A 17,340-nucleotide genomic window follows, 5' to 3' on the forward strand; every position below is an offset into this window, starting at 1 on the left:
GTCCTCTTCATGGCAACCCTGGCCGCCACCCGCTGGAACCCCACCATCCAACGCCACTTCCAGCAACTTACCGCCCGAGGCCGACCCAAGAAGGTCGCCCTCGTCGCCTGCATGCGAAAGCTGCTCGGCATCCTCAACGCCATCGTCAGGACCCAACAGCCATGGCGTGCCGCTTGACCCGCAACACGGTCGCTCAGAAGGTGCCGAACAGGCTGTAGAGCACCAGCACCGTCACCAGCCCGAGCAGCGGGATCAGCACCGAGACCATGCCGATATCGGCATAGCTCTCCCGGTGGGTCAGGCCGCAGATCGCCAGCAGGGTGATGACCGCGCCGTTGTGCGGCAGGCTGTCGAAGCCGCCCGAGGCCAGCGCCGAGACGCGGTGCAGGATCTCCGGGCTGATCCCCGCGGCCTGCGCCATCTCGGCATAGGTCGAGCCCAGCGTCTGCAGGGCGATGCTCATGCCGCCCGAGGCCGAGCCGGTGATGCCGGCCAGCACGTTCACCGCGACGGCCAGCGAGATCACCGGATCGCCGCCGCCCGCGCCCAGCACCGCCTCCCGGATGGCGAAGAAGGCCGGCAGGCTGGCGATGACCGCGCCGTAGCCGACCTCGGAGGCGGTGTTGAAGATGGGCAGCAGGGAGCCCATCGTGCCCTCATTCACCGAGCGTTTCACATCGGCAAAGGCGCGCCAGGAGGTCGCCAGGATGAACAGGATGGCGACGACGAGCGCGACGATGATCGACCAGATGCCGCGCACCGAGGCGATGCTGGTCGCGCCGTAGCGCGGCTCAGCGAGGTAGGCCGTGTCCATCGCCGGGATCGCCAGGTTGAGGAAGGCCCAGTTCACCGCGATGACGAGCAGGACGGGCGCGAAGGCCAGCACGATAGGCGGCTCCGGTCGCGCTGCCTCCTCGGCCGGCACGCCGGTCGGCTGGTCGGCGCCTGCCGGCGGCGGCGCCTGCCGCGGCCCGCCGACCTGCGCCGCGCCGACCGTGCTCGGGCCATAGCCATCCCCCGGCGCGGGCCGCGCGGCGAGCGGGCCGGCATAGCCCTCCCCGGCCAGCCGGGCGGAGCGCGCGCGCCAGTTCAGCCAGAGCGTGCCGCCGGCGAACATGATGAGGCCGGCGATGATGCCGAGTCCCGGCGCGGCGAAGGCATCCGTGCCGAAGAAGGGGGAGGGGATGGCGTTCTGGATCGCTGGCGTGCCTGGCAGCGCCGTCATGGTGAAGGTGAAGCTGCCCAGCGCAATGGCGCCCGGGATCAGGCGCTTGGGCGTTCCGCTTTCCCGGAACAGCGCGGCCGCGATCGGGAAGACCGCGAAGGCGACGACGAAGAGGCTGACGCCGCCATAGGTGAGCACGCCGCAGGCCAGCACCACGGCGAGGATCGCGCGCTCCGCCCCCACATGTCCGACGATCCAATGCGAGATGACGCGGGCCGAGCCGCTGTCATCCATCAGCTTGCCGAAGATCGCGCCCAGCATGAAGAGCGGGAAGAACTGCACGACATAGCGGCCGAGCGAGGCCATGAAGACCTGCGTATAGGTGCCGAGGATCGGCAGGTCGCCCTGCGCGAGCACGGCCAGCAGCGCCATCAGGGGCGCAAGCACCAGCACATTGATGCCCCGGTAGGCGAGGTACATCAGCAGGAACAGCGACAGGATGATGCCGGCGAGGCCAATCATCGGCGGAGTCCTCTTGGCAGGAACCGGGCGCCGTCGAGCCTGGGGTCGTCCCCGGCCCATCGGCCCCGGATTGGTGTTGCGCCTTCCCAGGGCACCAGGCCAGAGCGGAAGCGCGGCCGCGCAACGCGCAAGGACGCCCTGGGATGCGTGACGGGACGAGGCAGGGGCAATGTGCCCGAGCCTCGAACCCGGTTCCATCCGCCTTGTGCTGAACCCTTGCCACGAACGAACTGCGGTCTGGCGCGGGTGTTGGGACGAGGTGCTGCCAAACCCCATGGCGCGGCTGCAGCCGCGAGGATGGCGGGCGGCTCCGAAGGCTCACGAGGTATCGAAGCTGAAAATTCCAGGGGAGGGGACGAATGTCCGATTTCTACCCGAACATGTATCGACTGATTGCCGGGATCGTCGTCGTTCTGATTTTCTTCGTCACGGGCAGGCCGTACTTCTCCATGAAGGTGCGAGTTTTCCTGGCCGCCATCACCGCGGGCCTGCTGAATGCCTTTGCCGGCGGCGCGATGCTGGGGACGCCGTTGTCCGACCTCTGGCTGCGTTTCGTCATAGCCTTCGTAGGGGTGGGCGCCGGTGTCGCCCTGCTCGAGATGCTGTTCCCGGAAGGGGGGCGGCGCCGCGGCTGAGCTGCCCGGTCATGGGGACCGGCAGGCGGGTCCGGGGGCGTCCTGCCAGCGATCCCCCGGCCGTCCCGGATACCTCCGCACGGCCCGCCGGAGACCGACCGTCACGGAATTTCCGGCACGGCTTGCCCCGCCACCCAGCCACGGCATGCAGGGCAGCCCGCGTCCGGGTCCTCAGCCCGCGAGGCGGGCCAGCGCCTGCCCGAGATCGGCGATCAGGTCGGCCGGCTCCTCCAGCCCCACATGGATGCGGCACATCGGCCCGCCGAACTCGCCCGTGCCGGCGGTGCGGGTGATGTTGCCGGTGGTGGCGATCGCCAGGCTCTCATAGCCGCCCCAGCTCGCCCCGATGCCGAACAGCGCCAGGCTGTCGATGAAGCGGTAGAGGTCCTGCAAGGCGTATTGCGGCTGGAAGACCACCCCGAAGAGGCTGCAGGCACCGCTGAAGTCGCGCTTCCAGAGGGCGTGCTGCGGGTGCTCCGGCAGCGCCGGATGCAGGACGCGCAGCACTTCAGGCCGGCCGGAGAGCCAGCGCGCGACCTCGAGGCCACTCCGTTCCTGGTGCTTCAGCCGGACCGCCATGGTGCGGACGCCGCGCAGCGCCAGCCAGCAGTCATCGGGGGAGGCATACTGGCCGAGCTGCGAGCCGGCGACGCGCAGGGTCTTCCAGTCCTCCTCGTTGTTCACCGTCACGCTGCCGAGCAGCACGTCGGAATGGCCACCGACATATTTCGTCAGCGCCTGGATGGAGACGTCCACGCCCTTCTCGAAGGGCCGGAAGTGATGGATGCCCCAGGTATTGTCCATCATCACCTTGGCCCCGCGGGCATGCGCGGCGCGGGCGATGGCGGGGATGTCCTGGATCTCGAAGGTGTGGCTGCCGGGACTCTCGGTGTAGACCACCTTGGTGTTGGGGCGGATCAGGGCGGCCATGCCCGCCTCATCCACGCAGGGATCGTAATAGGTCGTCTCGATGCCCCAGCCCTTCAGCAGCCCGTCGCACAGGGTGCGCGCGGGCCCATAGGCGCTGTCCGGCATCAGGCAGTGGTCGCCGGCCTTCAGCCAGGCCATGAGTGGCACCGCAACGGCGGCGAGGCCGGTGCCGAGGATCAGGCAGCGCGTGCCGCCCTCGATCTCGGCGATCACATCCTCCAGCGCGTAGTGGGTCGGCCCGCCCTGCGTGCCGTAGGTCATGTACTGCTCGAAGCGGTGCTTCGCGCCGTCGCGCCGTGCCTCGCAATTGGGAAAGAGCACGGTGGAGCCGCGATGCACGGGCGGGTTCACGAAGCCATGCACATGCGTGCCGGCGCGGCCCGCATGGCTCATCCGCGTGGAGAAGCCGTAGCTCTTCGTCTTGGTAGTCACGTCATCCGGCATCAGCTGTGCACCTTCGGCGTCTCGGGGCGGGAGGCCCATTCGGTCCAGGACCCGTCATACACCGCCGCTTCCGGGAAGCCCGCGCGCTTCAGGCCGAGGGCGAGGATGCAGGCGGTGACGCCGGTGCCGCAGGAGGTGACCACGGGCCTTTCCGCCGTCACGCCCGCCGCGGCGAAAAGGGCGTGCAGCGCGGCCGGGTCCTTCATGGTCTGGTCGGGGTTCAGCAGCTCGGTATACGGCAGGTTCGCCGCGCCCGGCATGTGGCCGGAAGGCAGTCCGGGCCGCGGCTCCGGCGCGGTGCCGTCGAAGCGGCCCTTGGCACGGGCATCGAGAATCAACGCCCCGCCGCCGCCCTGCCGCACGATGCGCTTCACATCGCCGATGCCCTTCACCAGCTCCGCCTGGAAATCGGCGGTGTAGCTGGCCGGCGCCGGAGCAGGAGGCTCGCCCGCCTCGGTCGGGCGGCCCTCCTTGAGCCATTTCGGCAGGCCGCCATCGAGGACGGCGGCGTGATGGTGCCCGAACAGGTGCATCAGCCACCAGCCGCGCGCGGCGCTGGCCAGGCCCTTCTGGTCGTAGAAGACCACGCGCGTGGCATTGGAGACGCCGAGCGCGCCCAGCAGTCTCTCGAACCGCGCCGCGGTAGGGATCATGTGCGGCAGGCTGCTCTCGGGATCCGCCAGCACGTCGATGTCGAAGTAGCGTGCCCCCGGGATATGGGCGCCGGCGTATTTCGCGCGGCCGTCCATATTCTCGTTCGGCAGGTATTTCGTGGCGTCGAAGACGACCAGGTCGGGCTTGCCGAGCTCAGCCGCGAGCCATTCCGTGCTGACCAGATCCTCCATGTCTCACTCCCCTGCCAGCACGAGATACACGCGCCGGTTCTGCTTGCCCTTGTTCTCGAGCCTGGTGACCTCCAGCCGGCCGATCTCCGCGGTGCGGCGCACATGCGTGCCGCCGCAGGGCTGCAGATCGACCGGTGCCTCCTCCGCGCCGATGCGCACCAGGCGGATGCGGCCGGCGCCACGCGGCGGCTGGACCGAGAGGGTGCGGACCAGGCCGGGATTGGCGTCCAGCTCCTCCTCGCTGATCCAGCGCTCGCCGACTGCATGGTCCTCGGCGGCCAGGGCGTTCAGCCTTTCGGTCAGCCATTCCTTGGCGGGCGGCGCGGCCAGGTCGAAGTCGAGCCGGGAGCGATCGGGGCCGATCTGCCCGCCCGTCACGCCGGCGCCGGGGATCAGGCTGCAGAGCAGGTGCAGCGCGGTGTGCATGCGCATGTGGCGGTGGCGCAGGGACCAGTCGAGCGAGGCGGTGACGGTCATGCCGATCGGGGGCAGCGGGGCGCCCTCGGCGGGCAGGTGCAGCACCGTATCGTCGGGCCCCTTCACGGCCTTCAGGATCGGCGTCTCGCCGACCTGCTCCCCCTGGCTCCAGCGCAGCAGCCCGGCATCGCCCGGCTGCCCGCCCGCCTGGGCGTAGAAGGGGGTGCGATCCAGCAGCACGCCGTCCGGCCCGGCGGCCAGCACGGTCGCGCTTGCCTCGCGCAGATAGGCGTCGTCCCGGTACAGCAGGTCGGTCGGCATCAGGCCCATTCCTGGCGCAGCCGGGCGCGGTGGTGGCGCAGCCACCACAGGCACACCATGGCCGTCGCGTTCATGATGCGGTTGGCATCGAGCATGGCGAAGGCTTCCTCCGCCGGCAGGATGATCACGCGGGTGTTCTCGTGCTCTTCCACCAGGCCATGCGTGCCGGCCTTCCCGGGCTCGGGCAGGTGCACGCGCGCGGCGTAGTAGTGCATCAGCTCGTCGCAACCGCCCTGCATCAGCATGGTGCGGCAGATCAGCTCGAAGCGGTCGGGCCGGAGCGAGGTTTCCTCCTGCGTCTCCCGCCGCGCGACATCCTCGGGTGCCTCGCCGATCTCGCGCAGTCCGGCCGGGCACTCGATCATCACGGGATCGAGGCCGGCCGCCAGCGCGGGCAGGCGGAACTGCTCGATGAGGGCAACGGCATCGGCCTTCGGGTCATAGGGCAGCACCGCGACGCCGGCATGTCGGCGCCACAGCTCCCAGGTCAGCGCGCCGGACTGGCTGCCATCGAACCGGGTATAGGTGAAGCGCACGCGCTGCAGCGGGAAGCGGCCGTCCCAGACGACCTCGTCCTCCAGCACCGTCACGCCGGGATGCGCCGGAATCGGCGGCGCCTTCGCTGGTCTGGCTTTCATGCGGGCGGGACCCTACCCTTGGGGCCGAACGCCGTCCATGGACCCCGGAATGCCCGAAGCGCCCGCCGCCACCCCGTCCGGGACGGCGCCGCCCACGACCGACCGCGCCCGCCGCTCCGCCGCCCGCCGGCGGGCGGTGCTGATGATCCTGGGCGCGGCCGGCATCTTCTCGGTGGCCGGTGCCCTGGTGAAGGCGCTGGGCGGGCAGATGCCGCTGGCCCAGGTGGTGCTGTTCCGCAACCTCTTCGCGATCCCGGCGCTGCTGCCCCTGCTCTGGCAGGCCGGCGGGATCACCGCGCTGCGCACCCGCAATCCCGGGCTGCACGCCGCGCGGCTGGCGGGCGGCCTGATGGGGATGGTGGGAGCCTTCTACGGCTATGCGGTGCTGCCATTGGCAACCGTCACCGCGCTCGGCTTCACCATGCCGCTCTTCCTGACGCTGCTCTCCATCCCGCTGCTGGGGGAGAGGGTAGGGCCGCGCCGCGGCGCCGCGGTGCTGGCGGGCTTCGGTGGCGTGCTGCTGATGACCCTGCCGGCCGGGGCGTCGGGGGGCGATCCCCTCGGCATCCTGGCCGTGCTGCTGGGCGCGCTCGGCTGGGCGTTGGCCATGATCACCATCCGCCGCATGGGCGATGCGGGGGAGAGCAATGCGACCATCGTGCTGTGGTTCGCGATCGGTGCCACGCTGGTCTCCGCCCTGGCCAGCCTGCCGGGCTGGGTCTGGCCAAGCCCGGGGCAATGGGCCCTGCTGGCCGGAATCGGCCTGGTCTCCGCCCTGGCGCAGGTGATGATGACGGAGGGCTATCGCCGCGGCGAGGCGACGCTGCTCGCGCCCTTCGAGTACTCGGCAATTCTCTGGACCACCGCGCTGGGGGCCGTTGTCTGGGCGGAACTGCCGGATGGCTGGGACTTCGCCGGCATCGCGGTGCTGGTGGCGAGCGGCCTGTATATCTGGCACCGGGAGGTGACGCTGGGCCTGAAGCGCTGAGCGGAGCCGATCCCGAAGGGGTGGGAATGCCCCGGCGCGCCAACCGGCGCCACGGCCCGACACCGGCCGCGGATGGTCGCTACAGCGGATTGCGTTCACACCTGAACGCCCATCCGCTGGTGCTACTTGTTTTTCGAGCAGCCTCACGCACCTGGGCGTTCACGCCCTCCCGCAATCTGCTCTGGTGCCGAAGGCAATCCGTTCTGAGGCCGGTTCCGGTCAGAGTGTGGCTTCGTGGAGGGATCCGGGGGCGGGCAAGGCCCACCCGGCGCATCAGGCGCTGCCACGCGCGCCCAGCAGCGCCGCGACTTGGTCCGTTAGCTGCGCCCCGGTCACCGGCTTGCGCAGCAGGGTGAAGCTTCCCTCCACCGATTGCCCGACAGCCAGCGCCGCCGCGTCGCCGGCATAGCCCGTGACGAGAATGGCAGGCAGTCCGGGCCGCAGGCGGTGCGCCTCGCGGATCAGGGTGACGCCGTCGATGCCTTCCATGGCGAGGTCGGACACCAGCAGGTCGCAGCCCAGCCCCTGTTCGAGCCGGGCAAGGGCCATTCCGCCATCCGCCAGGTCGGTCACGCTGTAGCCGGCATCCCGGAGCTGGGCGGCCAGCACCTCCCGCACCGCCGGTTCGTCATCCACCAGCAGCACCCGGGCGGATGGTACCGCACTGCCCGGCTCGGCTCTTCGCGGCTGTGGCGCCACCAGGCCGGGCTCGGCTGCCGTGGCCGGCAGCCAGAGGCAGATCCGCGTGCCCTGCCCGGGCTCGCTCTCGATGGTCATCCGGCCGCCCGACCCTTCGGCGAAGCTGCGCGCCATGGCCAGGCCGAGGCCGGTACCCTTGCCGGCCGGCTTGGTGGTGAAGAAGGGTTCGCCGGCGCGGGCCAGCGTCGCGGCATCCATGCCTGTCCCGGTATCGGCCACCATCACGCGGACATAGTCGCCCGGGTGGAGCCCATTGGCCTCTTCGGGCCCGATGGTCACCAACCGGGCCGCGAGGGTGAGCCGGCCACCCTCCTCCATCGCATCGCGCGCATTGGTGGCCAGGTTGACCAGCACCGTCTCCAACTGGCCCCGGTCAGCGAGCACGGGCGGCAGGCCCGCGGGGGCCTCCACCTCCACCCGGATGCGGACGCCGAGCGTCGCCGCCAGCACCTCCCGCAGCCCCGTCAGCAGGGCGCCGACATCCAGCCGGTCCGCCCGCAACTCCTCGCGTCGGGAGAAGGCGAGCAACCGGCGGGTGATGGACTCGCCACGCCGCGCCGCCTCCTCGACCATCCCGGTCAGCCGGGCCACCGCGGCCGGGTCGCCGGCCCGGCGGGAGATCAGGGCGACGCCGCCCAGCACCGCCTGCAGGACATTGTTGAAATCATGCGCGATGCCGCCGGCGAGCTGGCCGACCGCCTGCAGCTTCTGCGCCTGCAGCAGCTGCGCCTCGGTGTTGCGCCGCTCCTGCATCTCGGCCTCCAGCCGCGCATTGGCCTGCCGCAGCGCGCGGGTGCGCTCGGCCACGCGGTGTTCCAGCACCTGGGCATGGTGGCGCAACTCGTCCTCCCGCTGCTGCAGCGCCGAGGCCATGCCGTTGAAGGCGGCGGCAAGCTGGCCGAATTCGGCATGGGCATCCGCGCCGGGCGCGCGGGCCGCCAGATCCCCGCTGCGCCAGCGCCGCGCCGCCGCCAACAGGGCCTTGGTGGGATCGGTGATGAAGCGCCGCGCGATCAGCAGGGTGAGCCCGAAGGCCAGCAGGCTGCCGCTGCCGAGGATCAGCACGCCCTGCAGCAGCGCGCGCTCGATGTCGCGCAGCAGCTCCTTTTCCTCGAAGCCGACCACGGCCGCGATGCGGTGGTTCTCCGCGACCGGCGGCGCATAGCCGATGAGGCGGGTCGCACCGTCGATGCTGCGCAGCCGGAGGGTACCCGGTGCCTCGGCGCCCAGGAGGGGCGCGGCGGCAGGCGGGAAGGAGCGGCCGACGAACTCGTCATGGCGGATATCGCGCGCCAGGATGATGCCCTCGGCATCCGCCAGTGTGAGAACCCCGTTCGCCAGGAAGGGCGAGCCGGCGCGCTTCATGCGGTGGAGCGCCTGTTCGAGCCAGCCGAGCTCGATCGCCGCGACCAGCGTGCTGCCGCTGACCGGCCCGGCTGCCTCCAGCGGCAGGTAGAAAGGCAGCACGCCCGCCGGCGTGGCGGCGGTGCGGGTGTGGCGTCCCGCGACGAAGCGTTGTGCCGCCCGGGCCGCGGTGACCCAGGCAGCGCCGGCTTCCTGGGCAGCGAGACCTGGCTCGGAGGCGCAGGCAATACGCCCTGCCGCATCCACCAGGGCGATGAAGGCATAACCGGGCGCATGACGGCGCAGATCGGCGAGGTGTCGGTCGCAGCCGGGTGCCAGCAGCCGCACCTCCGGGCTTTCGGTGGCGGCGCCGAGCAGGATGCGCGCGCCCTGCGCAATGCCGTCGAGATTGCCGGCCAGGAGCTGCGCCTGCTGGATGGCGAGGTCGTTGAGCTGCGCCTTGCGGTCCGCCCACTGGCTCCAGGCGATCGCGACCTGCATGGCCAGGATCGGCAGGAGGGAGGTGGCGATGATCAACAGCAGCCGCGTTGACAGCCGCACGCCTCCGCGCCGCAAGCACCAGCGCCGGAGCAGCGGGCGGCGCACCGCAGGCCGGGCGGGCACGCCCTGGTCGGTGACGGTGAACGCCTGACGCATGCGGACTCATGACCTTGAAGTTAATAACGGACGACAAACTACCTTTTTCGTTGAGGGATTGGTTTCACGCCGCCGAGAGCCTCGCCCGGGCCCGCACGGCCCGCCTGTCTCTTGCGGGGCATGCAATCGAGTGACGGCCGTGCCGCTTGCCAGAGCACCGGCGGATGTTATGTAATAACGTCATGCCTTGGCCTTTTCCCGATCCGCTCGCCCTCTCCTCGGGCGCCGGTGCCCGCCTGGTGCTGGCCGGGCTGGTTGCGGCCGCGCTCTGGGGGGCCGTGGCCTGGGCAATGGCAGCATGAATCCGGCCGAGATCCGCCTGACCGACCTGACGCTGACCCATGCGCGGCGGCCGGCGGTGCATCACGTCTCCGGCCGCTTCGCGCCGGGCAGCCTGACCGCCGTGGTGGGGCCGAACGGGGCAGGCAAGTCCACCCTCCTGCGGGCCCTGGCCGGCCTGCACCGGCCGGAGACCGGCCGGATCGAGGGGGCGGCCGGCCAGATCGCGCTGCTGCCGCAGGCCGCGGCGGTGGACCGGGCCTTCCCTATCGCCTGCCTTGATGTCGTGCTCTTCGGCCTCTGGGGTGAGACGGGGGCCTTCCGCGCCATCGGCCGGGCGGGGCGGGAGCGGGCGCGGGCGGCGCTGGCTGCGGTCGGCCTTGCGGGCTTCGAGGCCCGGCCGGCCGGCAGCCTTTCCGCCGGGCAGTTCCAGCGGCTGCTCTTCGCCCGCCTGCTGCTGCAGGACGCGCCGGTAATCCTGCTGGACGAGCCCTTTAACGCGCTTGATGCCCGGACCGCCGCCGATCTGCTGGCCATGGTGCATCGCTGGCATGGCGAGGGGCGCACCGTGGTCGCGGTGCTGCACGACCTGGACCTGGTGCGGCGCGAATTCCCGCTGAGCCTGCTGCTGGCGCGCGACTGCCTGGGCTGGGGCCCGACTGCCGAGGTGCTGACCGCGGCCAACCGGCTGCGCGCCCGCATGATGGCGGAGGCCTGGGCCGCGGAGCCCGAGCCCTGCGAACGGCGGGACGCGGCCTGATCCTCGATTTCCTCCTCGGCCCGTTCGTCGATTACGGCTTCCTGCGGCGCGCGCTGGTGGGCTGCCTGGCGCTGGCGGCCGCCGCGCCGCCGCTCGGCCTCTTCCTCATGCTGCGGCGAATGAGCCTGACGGCCGATGTGCTGGCGCATGGCATCCTGCCGGGCGTGGCGGCCGGTTTCCTGCTGGCCGGGCTTTCGCTGCCGGTCATGGCGGCGGGGGGCTTGGTCGCGGGGCTGGCCGTTGCCGTCGGGGCGGGCGCGCTCTCCCGGGCGACGGGCGGGCGGGAAGACGCGTCGCTCGCCGCGCTCTATCTGGTCGCGCTGGCGACAGGCGTCGCGCTGGTCTCCTGGCGGGGCAGCGCGGTCGAGCTCACCACCTTGCTCTTCGGCAGCGTGCTGGGCGTGGACGATGCGGCGCTGCTGCTGATGGCGGGCAGCTCGACCGTGACGCTGGTGGCGCTGGCCTTCGCCTGGCGGCCGCTGGTGCTGGAATGCTTCGACCCCGGCTTCGCCCAGGCGGTCGGCGCGCGCGGCGCCTGGTGGCATGCGGGCTTCCTGGCGCTGGTGGTGCTGAACCTGATCGCGGCCTTCCAGGCGCTGGGGACATTGATGGCCGTCGGGCTGATGATGTTGCCGGCGATCGCGGCGCGGCACTGGGCGCGGCAGGTGGGTGGGATGACCTATGCCGCCGTCGCGATCGCCGCGGCCAGCGCCTATGGCGGCCTGCTGTTTTCCTTCCATGCGGATGTGCCGAGCGGGCCCGCGGTGGTGCTGGCAGCGGGCTTCGCCTGGCTGCTCTCGGTCTTGTGTGGGCCGGTGGACGGGCTGCTGCCGCGGCTGCTGCGCCGGCCGCATCTGGCCGGGTGAAGCGCCGGCGGCGGCTGCGGTAGCCTTTCCCGCCTCGGGAGGAACCGCACATGTCCGAAACCAGCCCCGCCTTCGCCCCCGTCCTGCGTGCGCCCGGGGAGGGAGCGCGGAACCACGCCTTCGGCGAGCGCCTGATCCGCATCCGGAGCGCCGAGACCGCCGGCCGCTTCGCCTTGTGGGAGGAGCCGGTGCCGCCCGGCATGGGCCCGCCCTTGCATGTCCACCACAGGGAAGACGAGTTCTTCCAGGTGCTGTCCGGCCGCTTCCGCTTCCGCTGCGGCGCGACGGTCGGGGAAGGCGGGGAGGGGACCGCCGCCTTCCTGCCACGGGGCGTGCCGCATGCCTTCCGCAATATCGGAACCACGCCCGGACTGCTGCTGATCGGCGTGACGCCCGGTGGGTTCGAGGAGTTCTTCCTGGAGGTGGCGGATGCGGGCGTCACCGACCCTGCCGCCGCGGCGGCGATCGGCGCGCGCTATGGGCTGGACTTCGTCGGCCCGCCGCTGGAGGAGTGAGCGGCGCGGCCGACCGGCATGCACCTTCGCCAGGGCTGACCTGGCTCTCTGCCGCCATCCCCTGGGGCGCGCAGCGGAAAAGGATTGCTCGGCTGAGGGCCGGGCAATCCCCTGCTGTCCGTGTCCGGCGGTGCTTACCGCGCCCGCTCGATGTTCCACATCACGGGGAAGCCGAAATCGATCACGCCCTTCAGCTCGGCACGCCAGACCGCCGGGCTGCGGAACTGGCCGCTGATCGGGAAGGTGACGTTCTCGATCGCCAGCCTCTGCAACTCGGCCGCCAGCGCCTTGCGCTTCGCCGGGTCGCTCTCGGCCGCATAGGCCTCCAGCACCGGCTTCATCGCCTCCACGCAATAGCCCCAGGGCTGGTTGTTGGTGCAGTTGTAGCCGATGCCGACATTGGACAGCGGGTCGGACATGTCGAAGCCGGTATAGACCACTGGCACTAGGTTCCAGCCGCCGCGCTCGATCGGCTCCCGCGCCACCCAGCGGCCGGCGATGGAGGACCAGTCGGAAGCCTGGACATCCAGGTTGATGCCGGCGCGCTTCAGCCGGTCGATCACCACCAGCGCCATCGGGTTGATCAGCGCGGAATCCGCGGGCTGCAGGATGACGACGCGCTCATTGTTGTAGCCGGCTTCCTGCAGGAGGGCCCGGGCGCGCTCCAGGCTGGGCTGGCGGATGATGTCGCCGCCGGCCTCGTTCGTATAGGTCGTGCCGCACATGAAGATGGAGACGCAGTCGGGGGAGGCCATGCCCTCTGGCAGGCCGTGCGCCGCCACGATCTCGGTGCGGTCGAGCGCCGCCTGCACGGCGCGGCGCATGGCGAGATTGTTGAAGGGCGGCAGGTGGTGGTTGATCGAGACGCCGCCCATGATCTGGGAGATGCCGCCGGCCTGGGACAGCACCAGGTTCCGGTCGCGTCGGAAGCGCGGCAGGTAGTCGAAGGGCGCGTATTCCAGGTAATCGACCTCGCCCTGCGTCAGGGCCGCGGCGCGCAGGGAAACGTCTGTCATGGTCAGGAACTCGACGCGCTCGGCCAGCGGCCGCTTGCCGCCGGCGAGCCCGTCCGCCGCTTCCTCCCGCGGCTTGTAGGCGGGGTTGCGGCGGAAATGGGTGCGCTCGCCGGGAACCCAGGCATCCCGGTCGAAGAGGAAGGGGCCGCTGCCCATGATCTCCCGCACCGGCGTGGTGGGCGGCGTCGCATTGGCGATACGCGCCGGCATGACGAAGGGCACATGCACGCTCGGCTTGCCCAGCGCCTCGATGACATGGCCGAAGGGCTGCGAGAGTTCGAGCACGAAGGTGGCGGGATCGACGACCTTGATGTCCCGGGTCGCGGCCATCATGCGGCGGCCGATCGAATCGCGCTGGCCCCAGCGGCGGATGGAGGCGACGGCATCCTCCGCCGTCACCGCCGTGCCGTCATGGAATTCGAGGCCGGAGCGCAGCCGGAAGGTCCAGACCATGCGGTCCGGGCTGGCCTGCCAGGACTCCAGCATCTGCGGCCGGTACTCGCCCTTGCTGTCCATGGCGACGAGCGTGTCGAAGACCATGTAGGCGAAATTGCGCGTGACGAAGCTGGGGCTGGCAATCGGGTCGAGATTCTGCAGCCCGACATTGACCACCAGCCGGATCGGCCGGTCGCGCTGCTGCGCATCGGCATGGCCGGCGGAAAGGGCAAGGCCCAGGGCGAGGGGCGTGGCGGCCAGCAGGCCGCGCCAGATGCGAAGCATGATCGGGTCCCTTCTCAGCGCGTCTCGTGATGAGCCGCCCAGGCCTCGGCGACCTCCGTGCAGGTGGCGAACCAGACGCTCGGGAAATCGCGGATCCAGGCGATCATCTCGCGCAGCAGCGCGATGCGGCTGGGCCGGCCGGAGACCTGCGGGTGCATGACCAGGTTGTAGAGCCCGCCCCAGCGATGGATTTCCTGGAACTCGGTCTGGAAGATCTCCTTGATGTGGCTGTTGGTGAAGATCGGGCGCGGGCTCTTGATGGAGAAGAGCGCATAGGGCGCGTCGTCCAGGCTCCAGTGCCAGGGCAACTCGATCGGCCCCGGCCGGCCATCCGGCATGACGTGCCGGTAGGGGTTGATGTCATCGAGCAGGGAGGAATCGTAGAGGAAGCCGTGCTTGTCGAGCAGGCGGATCAGGTTGTCGCTGGTCTCCCCGGCCGGTGAGCGATAGCCCTTCGGCACCACGCCGAGCACACGCTTCAGGCTGTCCAGCCCGCGCTCCATCTCCTCCACCTCCTTGTCGGGATGGGCGGGGTCGATCCAGGCATGGCTGTAGCTGTGGTGGCCGATCTCATGGCCTTCCTTCAGCACCATCTCGCAGCGATCAGTGTGGTTCTCCACCGTCCAACCGGGGATGAAGAAGGTGGCGGGGACGCCGGCATCCTTCAGGGTCTCGAGGATCTTCGGCACGCCGACCTTCGCGCCGTATTTGCCCTGGCTGAGGATGCCGGGGCGGCGGATGTTGTCCGGATCCCGCGCCATCCAGAGCGTCTCGGCATCGAAGTCGAAGGTCAGCGTGACGGCAACCCTCGCGCCCTCCGGCCAACGCACACGCATGTCGATCATCGGCTCACTCCCCATCCCGTGGCAGGTGTCGTCCCGCCAGCCAGCCGCCATCCACGCCGATCACCTGGCCGGTGACATAGGAGGCATCCTCCGAGGCCAGGAAGGCGATCACCGCCGCCACCTCCTCCGGCTTCGCCGCGCGCCGCAGCGGCGTCGGCTCCAGCACGGCGCGGCGGTAGTAGTCCTTCTGCAGGTGTCCCTCGGTCATCGCCGTCTCGATCACGCCGGGCGCCACGGCATTCACCAGGATGCCTGTCGGGCCGAGCTCGGCGGCGAGCTGGCGGGTGAGTTGGGCGATGCCGGCCTTGGCCACGGCATAGGCGGTGGTGCCCGGCACGCCGGCGATGCCGAAGACGGAGGAGACGGAGACGATCCGCCCGCCCGGCCGCGGAAGGTGCGGCAGCACGGCGCGTGTCACCCGCAGCACCGACGTCAGGTTGGTGTCGATGAAGCGCTCGATCAGCGCGTCATCGGACTCGGCGAGAGCCCGGGAGCCGCCGATGCCGGCATTGTTCACCAGGATGTCGATGCGACCGAAGGAATCGAGCGCAACGCGGGCCAGCCGCTCCCCCGCGCCGCGCTCCGCCAGGTCGATCGCCAGCGCCCTGCCGCCGATCGCGGCCGCGGCGTCCGTGACGGCGGGCAGGCGGTCCGCCAGCAGTACCTGCGCGCCCTCCCGCGCCAGCCGGGCCGCGGTGGCGGCGCCGATGCCGCGCGCCGCGCCTGTCACGATGGCGGCGCGGCCGGTGAAGCGTCCGGGCATGATCCTGGACGCCTGATTCACGGTGCCGGTGCCCGGGCTGGCGCCCTGTGCTCCCTGCCGATCAGGTGTGTCAGGCGCGTCAGGCAAGTCGGCCTCCATCCACGGGCAGGGCGACGCCGGTGATGAAACCGGCGCCATCGGAGAGCAGGAAGAGCACCGTCTCCGCCACCTCCTCGGCCGTGCCGAAGCGGCCCAGCGGGTGGCGGGTGCGGAAGGCCGCCTCCCGTGCCGCCCGTGCCGCCGCGTCGCCGGCCGAGGCGAAGGTCGCTTCCAGCATCGGCGTCTCGATCGAGCCGGGGCAGACGCAGTTGACCCGGATGCCCTCGCCGGCATGGGTCAGCGCCAGGCTGCGCGTCAGCATCACCACCGCGCCCTTGCTGGCGGAATAGGCCGGCAGGGTGGCGGAGCCGGCGAGGCCGGCGGTCGAGGCGAAGAGCACCATGGCGCCGCCGCCCGCGGCCCGCATGGCCGGCAGCACCGCCCGCACCGTCAGCCAGGTCCCCTTCACATTGACCGAGAACAGCCGGTCCCACTCCGCCTCGGTCGCCTGGTCCACCGGTTTGGCCGGGCCGAGCATGCCCGCGGCGGCGACCAGCAGCGAGACGGGGCCGAGCCGTGCTGCCACCCGCGCCGCCTCCTCCAGCGCCGCGGCCGAGGTGACATCGCCCGCGACGGTCAGCGCGCCGGGACAGTGCGATGCCGTCTCCGCCAGGCCCGCTGCGTCCTGGTCAAATAGCAGCAGGCGCGCACCCTCACGCGCCAGCGCCACCGCGCTGGCGCGGCCAAGGCCGGACGCGGCGCCGGTGACGAAGGCGACCCGATCCGCGAACCGGCCAGCCATCCCGTCCTGCGCCATCGCCCGCCTCCGTGCGTCACACCCGCAACCCGCGGAACGGAGTCACGCCTCCGTGCCTTCGTCTCCGCCGATCGGCTTGGGCCGGGATGGTGCGGCGATCCCGCCGGGCCGGCAACCCCGCGCGTCAGTCGCCGCGCGCCGCGGCCCGTTCGCGTGCCCGCACCCGCTCGCGGTGCACGGTATAGAGCCCGCTGCCGATAATCACCGCCGCGCCCAGCACCGTGCCGCCATCCGGCACTGCGGCGAAGATCAGCCAGCCCAGCGTCGTCGAGAAGATGAGTTGCACATAGGAAAAGGGCGCGAGCAGCGAGGCCGCCGCCTGCCGGTAGGCCAGGATCACCAGATACTGCCCGACCGAGGAGCAGACGCCATGCGCAAGGCCGAGGCCGAGCTGCCACAGCGTCGGCATGACGAAGACGAAGGGCACCAGCGCGGTCAGCAGGAGGAGCCCGGTGCCGGCGGACCACAGCACCGTCGTCTCGGTCCGGTCGCCCGCGCCCATCCTGCGGGTGATGACGATGGTCGCAGCCCAGCAGAGGGCAGAGGCAACGGGGAACATCGCCGCGGCGGAAAGCGCGCCGCTTCCGGGCCGGATCACGATCAGGGCGCCCATGAAGCCGACAATGACCGCGGCCCAGCGCCTGATCCCGACCTTCTCGGCGAGGAAGACGATGGAGAGCGCGGTGACGAAGCCCGGCGCGACATAGGTGATGGCGGTCGCTTCGGCGATCGGCAAGAAGCCGAGCCCGGCGACGAAGAGCACGGCGGAGCCGACCAGCGTTAGGCCCCGCAGCAATTGCAGCCGCAGGCGCCTCGGCCGCTGGCGCAGCACCCGGCCGCGTGCTGCGAGGACGAGGGCGAAGGCCATGAAGACGAGGTAGCGCAGCCAGGCGACCTCGACCGCCGGCAGGCCCTCCAGCCGCATCAGCTTCGCCATGGCGTCGGAGACCGAGAAGAGCACGACGGAGGCGAGGATCAGGAGGATGCCCGGCAGCACCCGTTCGGCTGCCGCTTCGGTGGTGGTCGTACTCAACGGGGAATTCCTGCCGGCTTGGCTCCAGCATAGGGGGGCGGGACGGCGGCGTCCCGTGATCATCGCATCACGATGCCTCCCC

16 protein-coding genes and 1 pseudogene are annotated in these 17,340 nt (G+C 71.1%); 6 read left to right on the top strand and 11 right to left on the bottom strand.

Annotated features, from left to right (window positions below; all coding sequences use genetic code 11):
- Window positions 1–177: pseudogene (locus LHA35_RS14100) on the top strand (IS110 family transposase); the annotation flags it as partial.
- Window positions 178–193: 16 nt separating this feature from the next.
- Here LHA35_RS14100 and LHA35_RS14105 read toward each other — a convergent pair.
- Complete coding sequence (locus tag LHA35_RS14105; protein ID WP_226608917.1) at window positions 194–1,687, bottom strand: GntP family permease; 1,494 nt, start codon at window positions 1,685–1,687, stop codon at window positions 194–196.
- A gap of 359 nt (window positions 1,688–2,046) precedes the next feature.
- Between LHA35_RS14105 and LHA35_RS14110 the strand changes: the two genes are divergently transcribed.
- Window positions 2,047–2,322, top strand: coding sequence for a hypothetical protein (locus LHA35_RS14110; RefSeq protein ID WP_226608918.1), 276 nt, complete (start codon window positions 2,047–2,049; stop codon window positions 2,320–2,322).
- A gap of 171 nt (window positions 2,323–2,493) precedes the next feature.
- On the opposite strand, the gene metC is transcribed toward LHA35_RS14110, so the two are convergent.
- From metC to LHA35_RS14130, 4 genes are read right to left on the bottom strand one after another with little or no spacing between them, the layout of a single operon-like run.
- The gene (gene metC / locus LHA35_RS14115; RefSeq protein ID WP_226608919.1) at window positions 2,494–3,696 is read right to left on the bottom strand and encodes a cystathionine beta-lyase; all 1,203 of its coding nucleotides are present in this window, start codon (window positions 3,694–3,696) and stop codon (window positions 2,494–2,496) included.
- A complete protein-coding gene (locus tag LHA35_RS14120) occupies window positions 3,696–4,541 on the bottom strand; it encodes a sulfurtransferase (RefSeq protein WP_226608920.1) in 846 nt (281 codons plus the stop codon). Before LHA35_RS14120 ends, metC begins: the two co-directional genes overlap by 1 nt.
- 3 nt (window positions 4,542–4,544) lie before the next feature.
- Window positions 4,545–5,279 carry an alanyl-tRNA editing protein gene (locus tag LHA35_RS14125; RefSeq protein ID WP_226608921.1) on the bottom strand — a complete coding sequence of 245 codons (735 nt, stop codon included), beginning with the start codon at window positions 5,277–5,279 and terminating at the stop codon, window positions 4,545–4,547.
- Window positions 5,279–5,917, bottom strand: a complete 639-nt coding sequence (locus tag LHA35_RS14130) for an NUDIX domain-containing protein (RefSeq protein ID WP_226608922.1) — start codon at window positions 5,915–5,917, stop codon at window positions 5,279–5,281. Before LHA35_RS14130 ends, LHA35_RS14125 begins: the two co-directional genes overlap by 1 nt.
- Before the next feature lie 49 nt (window positions 5,918–5,966).
- On the opposite strand from LHA35_RS14130, the gene LHA35_RS14135 reads away from it, so the two are divergent.
- Window positions 5,967–6,905 (top strand): DMT family transporter, encoded by a 939-nt coding sequence (locus LHA35_RS14135; RefSeq protein WP_226608923.1) that lies wholly within the window; start codon window positions 5,967–5,969, stop codon window positions 6,903–6,905.
- A gap of 273 nt (window positions 6,906–7,178) precedes the next feature.
- Here LHA35_RS14135 and LHA35_RS14140 read toward each other — a convergent pair whose 3' ends face one another.
- Window positions 7,179–9,605 carry an ATP-binding protein gene (locus LHA35_RS14140; RefSeq protein ID WP_226608924.1) on the bottom strand — a complete coding sequence of 809 codons (2,427 nt, stop codon included), beginning with the start codon at window positions 9,603–9,605 and terminating at the stop codon, window positions 7,179–7,181.
- A gap of 298 nt (window positions 9,606–9,903) precedes the next feature.
- Between LHA35_RS14140 and LHA35_RS14145 the strand changes: the two genes are divergently transcribed.
- The 3 genes from LHA35_RS14145 to LHA35_RS14155 are packed head-to-tail and all read left to right on the top strand — an operon-like array spanning window position 9,904 to window position 12,025.
- Window positions 9,904–10,644, top strand: a complete 741-nt coding sequence (locus LHA35_RS14145) for a metal ABC transporter ATP-binding protein (RefSeq protein WP_226608925.1) — start codon at window positions 9,904–9,906, stop codon at window positions 10,642–10,644.
- Window positions 10,641–11,510 carry a metal ABC transporter permease gene (locus LHA35_RS14150; RefSeq protein WP_226609010.1) on the top strand — a complete coding sequence of 290 codons (870 nt, stop codon included), beginning with the start codon at window positions 10,641–10,643 and terminating at the stop codon, window positions 11,508–11,510. Before LHA35_RS14145 ends, LHA35_RS14150 begins: the two co-directional genes overlap by 4 nt.
- A gap of 50 nt (window positions 11,511–11,560) precedes the next feature.
- A complete protein-coding gene (locus LHA35_RS14155; protein WP_226608926.1) occupies window positions 11,561–12,025 on the top strand; it encodes a cupin domain-containing protein in 465 nt (154 codons plus the stop codon).
- Between the two features lie 134 nt (window positions 12,026–12,159).
- On the opposite strand, the gene LHA35_RS14160 is transcribed toward LHA35_RS14155, so the two are convergent.
- The 5 genes from LHA35_RS14160 to LHA35_RS14180 all read right to left on the bottom strand — a co-directional run bounded on the left by LHA35_RS14160 (window position 12,160) and on the right by LHA35_RS14180 (window position 17,258).
- The gene (locus LHA35_RS14160; RefSeq protein WP_226608927.1) at window positions 12,160–13,761 is read right to left on the bottom strand and encodes an ABC transporter substrate-binding protein; all 1,602 of its coding nucleotides are present in this window, start codon (window positions 13,759–13,761) and stop codon (window positions 12,160–12,162) included.
- 14 nt (window positions 13,762–13,775) lie between these two features.
- Entirely contained in the window at window positions 13,776–14,606 is an 831-nt protein-coding gene (locus LHA35_RS14165; RefSeq protein WP_226608928.1) for a polysaccharide deacetylase family protein, read from the bottom strand.
- Window positions 14,607–14,610: 4 nt separating this feature from the next.
- Window positions 14,611–15,369 carry an SDR family NAD(P)-dependent oxidoreductase gene (locus LHA35_RS14170; RefSeq protein WP_226608929.1) on the bottom strand — a complete coding sequence of 253 codons (759 nt, stop codon included), beginning with the start codon at window positions 15,367–15,369 and terminating at the stop codon, window positions 14,611–14,613.
- Between the two features lie 79 nt (window positions 15,370–15,448).
- The gene (locus tag LHA35_RS14175; RefSeq protein WP_226608930.1) at window positions 15,449–16,225 is read right to left on the bottom strand and encodes an SDR family NAD(P)-dependent oxidoreductase; all 777 of its coding nucleotides are present in this window, start codon (window positions 16,223–16,225) and stop codon (window positions 15,449–15,451) included.
- A 124-nt stretch (window positions 16,226–16,349) separates the two neighbouring features.
- Window positions 16,350–17,258 carry a DMT family transporter gene (locus LHA35_RS14180; protein WP_226608931.1) on the bottom strand — a complete coding sequence of 303 codons (909 nt, stop codon included), beginning with the start codon at window positions 17,256–17,258 and terminating at the stop codon, window positions 16,350–16,352.
- Window positions 17,259–17,340: the final 82 nt, after the last annotated feature.

Origin of the sequence: Roseicella aerolata (assembly GCF_020523605.1) — a bacterium.
In the GTDB taxonomy this organism is placed as follows: domain Bacteria; phylum Pseudomonadota; class Alphaproteobacteria; order Acetobacterales; family Acetobacteraceae; genus Paracraurococcus; species Paracraurococcus aerolatus.

What these genes read in the sequence shown, in the direction of transcription:
- LHA35_RS14105 (WP_226608917.1), bottom strand. Translation starts at nt 1,687, where the DNA reads ATGATTGGCCTCGCCGGCATCATCCTGTCGCTGTTCCTGCTGATGTAC.
- LHA35_RS14110 (WP_226608918.1), top strand. Translation starts at nt 2,047, where the DNA reads ATGTCCGATTTCTACCCGAACATGTATCGACTGATTGCCGGGATCGTC.
- metC (WP_226608919.1), bottom strand. Translation starts at nt 3,696, where the DNA reads ATGCCGGATGACGTGACTACCAAGACGAAGAGCTACGGCTTCTCCACG.
- LHA35_RS14120 (WP_226608920.1), bottom strand. Translation starts at nt 4,541, where the DNA reads ATGGAGGATCTGGTCAGCACGGAATGGCTCGCGGCTGAGCTCGGCAAG.
- LHA35_RS14125 (WP_226608921.1), bottom strand. Translation starts at nt 5,279, where the DNA reads ATGCCGACCGACCTGCTGTACCGGGACGACGCCTATCTGCGCGAGGCA.
- LHA35_RS14130 (WP_226608922.1), bottom strand. Translation starts at nt 5,917, where the DNA reads ATGAAAGCCAGACCAGCGAAGGCGCCGCCGATTCCGGCGCATCCCGGC.
- LHA35_RS14135 (WP_226608923.1), top strand. Translation starts at nt 5,967, where the DNA reads ATGCCCGAAGCGCCCGCCGCCACCCCGTCCGGGACGGCGCCGCCCACG.
- LHA35_RS14140 (WP_226608924.1), bottom strand. Translation starts at nt 9,605, where the DNA reads ATGCGTCAGGCGTTCACCGTCACCGACCAGGGCGTGCCCGCCCGGCCT.
- LHA35_RS14145 (WP_226608925.1), top strand. Translation starts at nt 9,904, where the DNA reads ATGAATCCGGCCGAGATCCGCCTGACCGACCTGACGCTGACCCATGCG.
- LHA35_RS14155 (WP_226608926.1), top strand. Translation starts at nt 11,561, where the DNA reads ATGTCCGAAACCAGCCCCGCCTTCGCCCCCGTCCTGCGTGCGCCCGGG.
- LHA35_RS14160 (WP_226608927.1), bottom strand. Translation starts at nt 13,761, where the DNA reads ATGCTTCGCATCTGGCGCGGCCTGCTGGCCGCCACGCCCCTCGCCCTG.
- LHA35_RS14165 (WP_226608928.1), bottom strand. Translation starts at nt 14,606, where the DNA reads ATGATCGACATGCGTGTGCGTTGGCCGGAGGGCGCGAGGGTTGCCGTC.
- LHA35_RS14170 (WP_226608929.1), bottom strand. Translation starts at nt 15,369, where the DNA reads ATGCCCGGACGCTTCACCGGCCGCGCCGCCATCGTGACAGGCGCGGCG.
- LHA35_RS14175 (WP_226608930.1), bottom strand. Translation starts at nt 16,225, where the DNA reads ATGGCGCAGGACGGGATGGCTGGCCGGTTCGCGGATCGGGTCGCCTTC.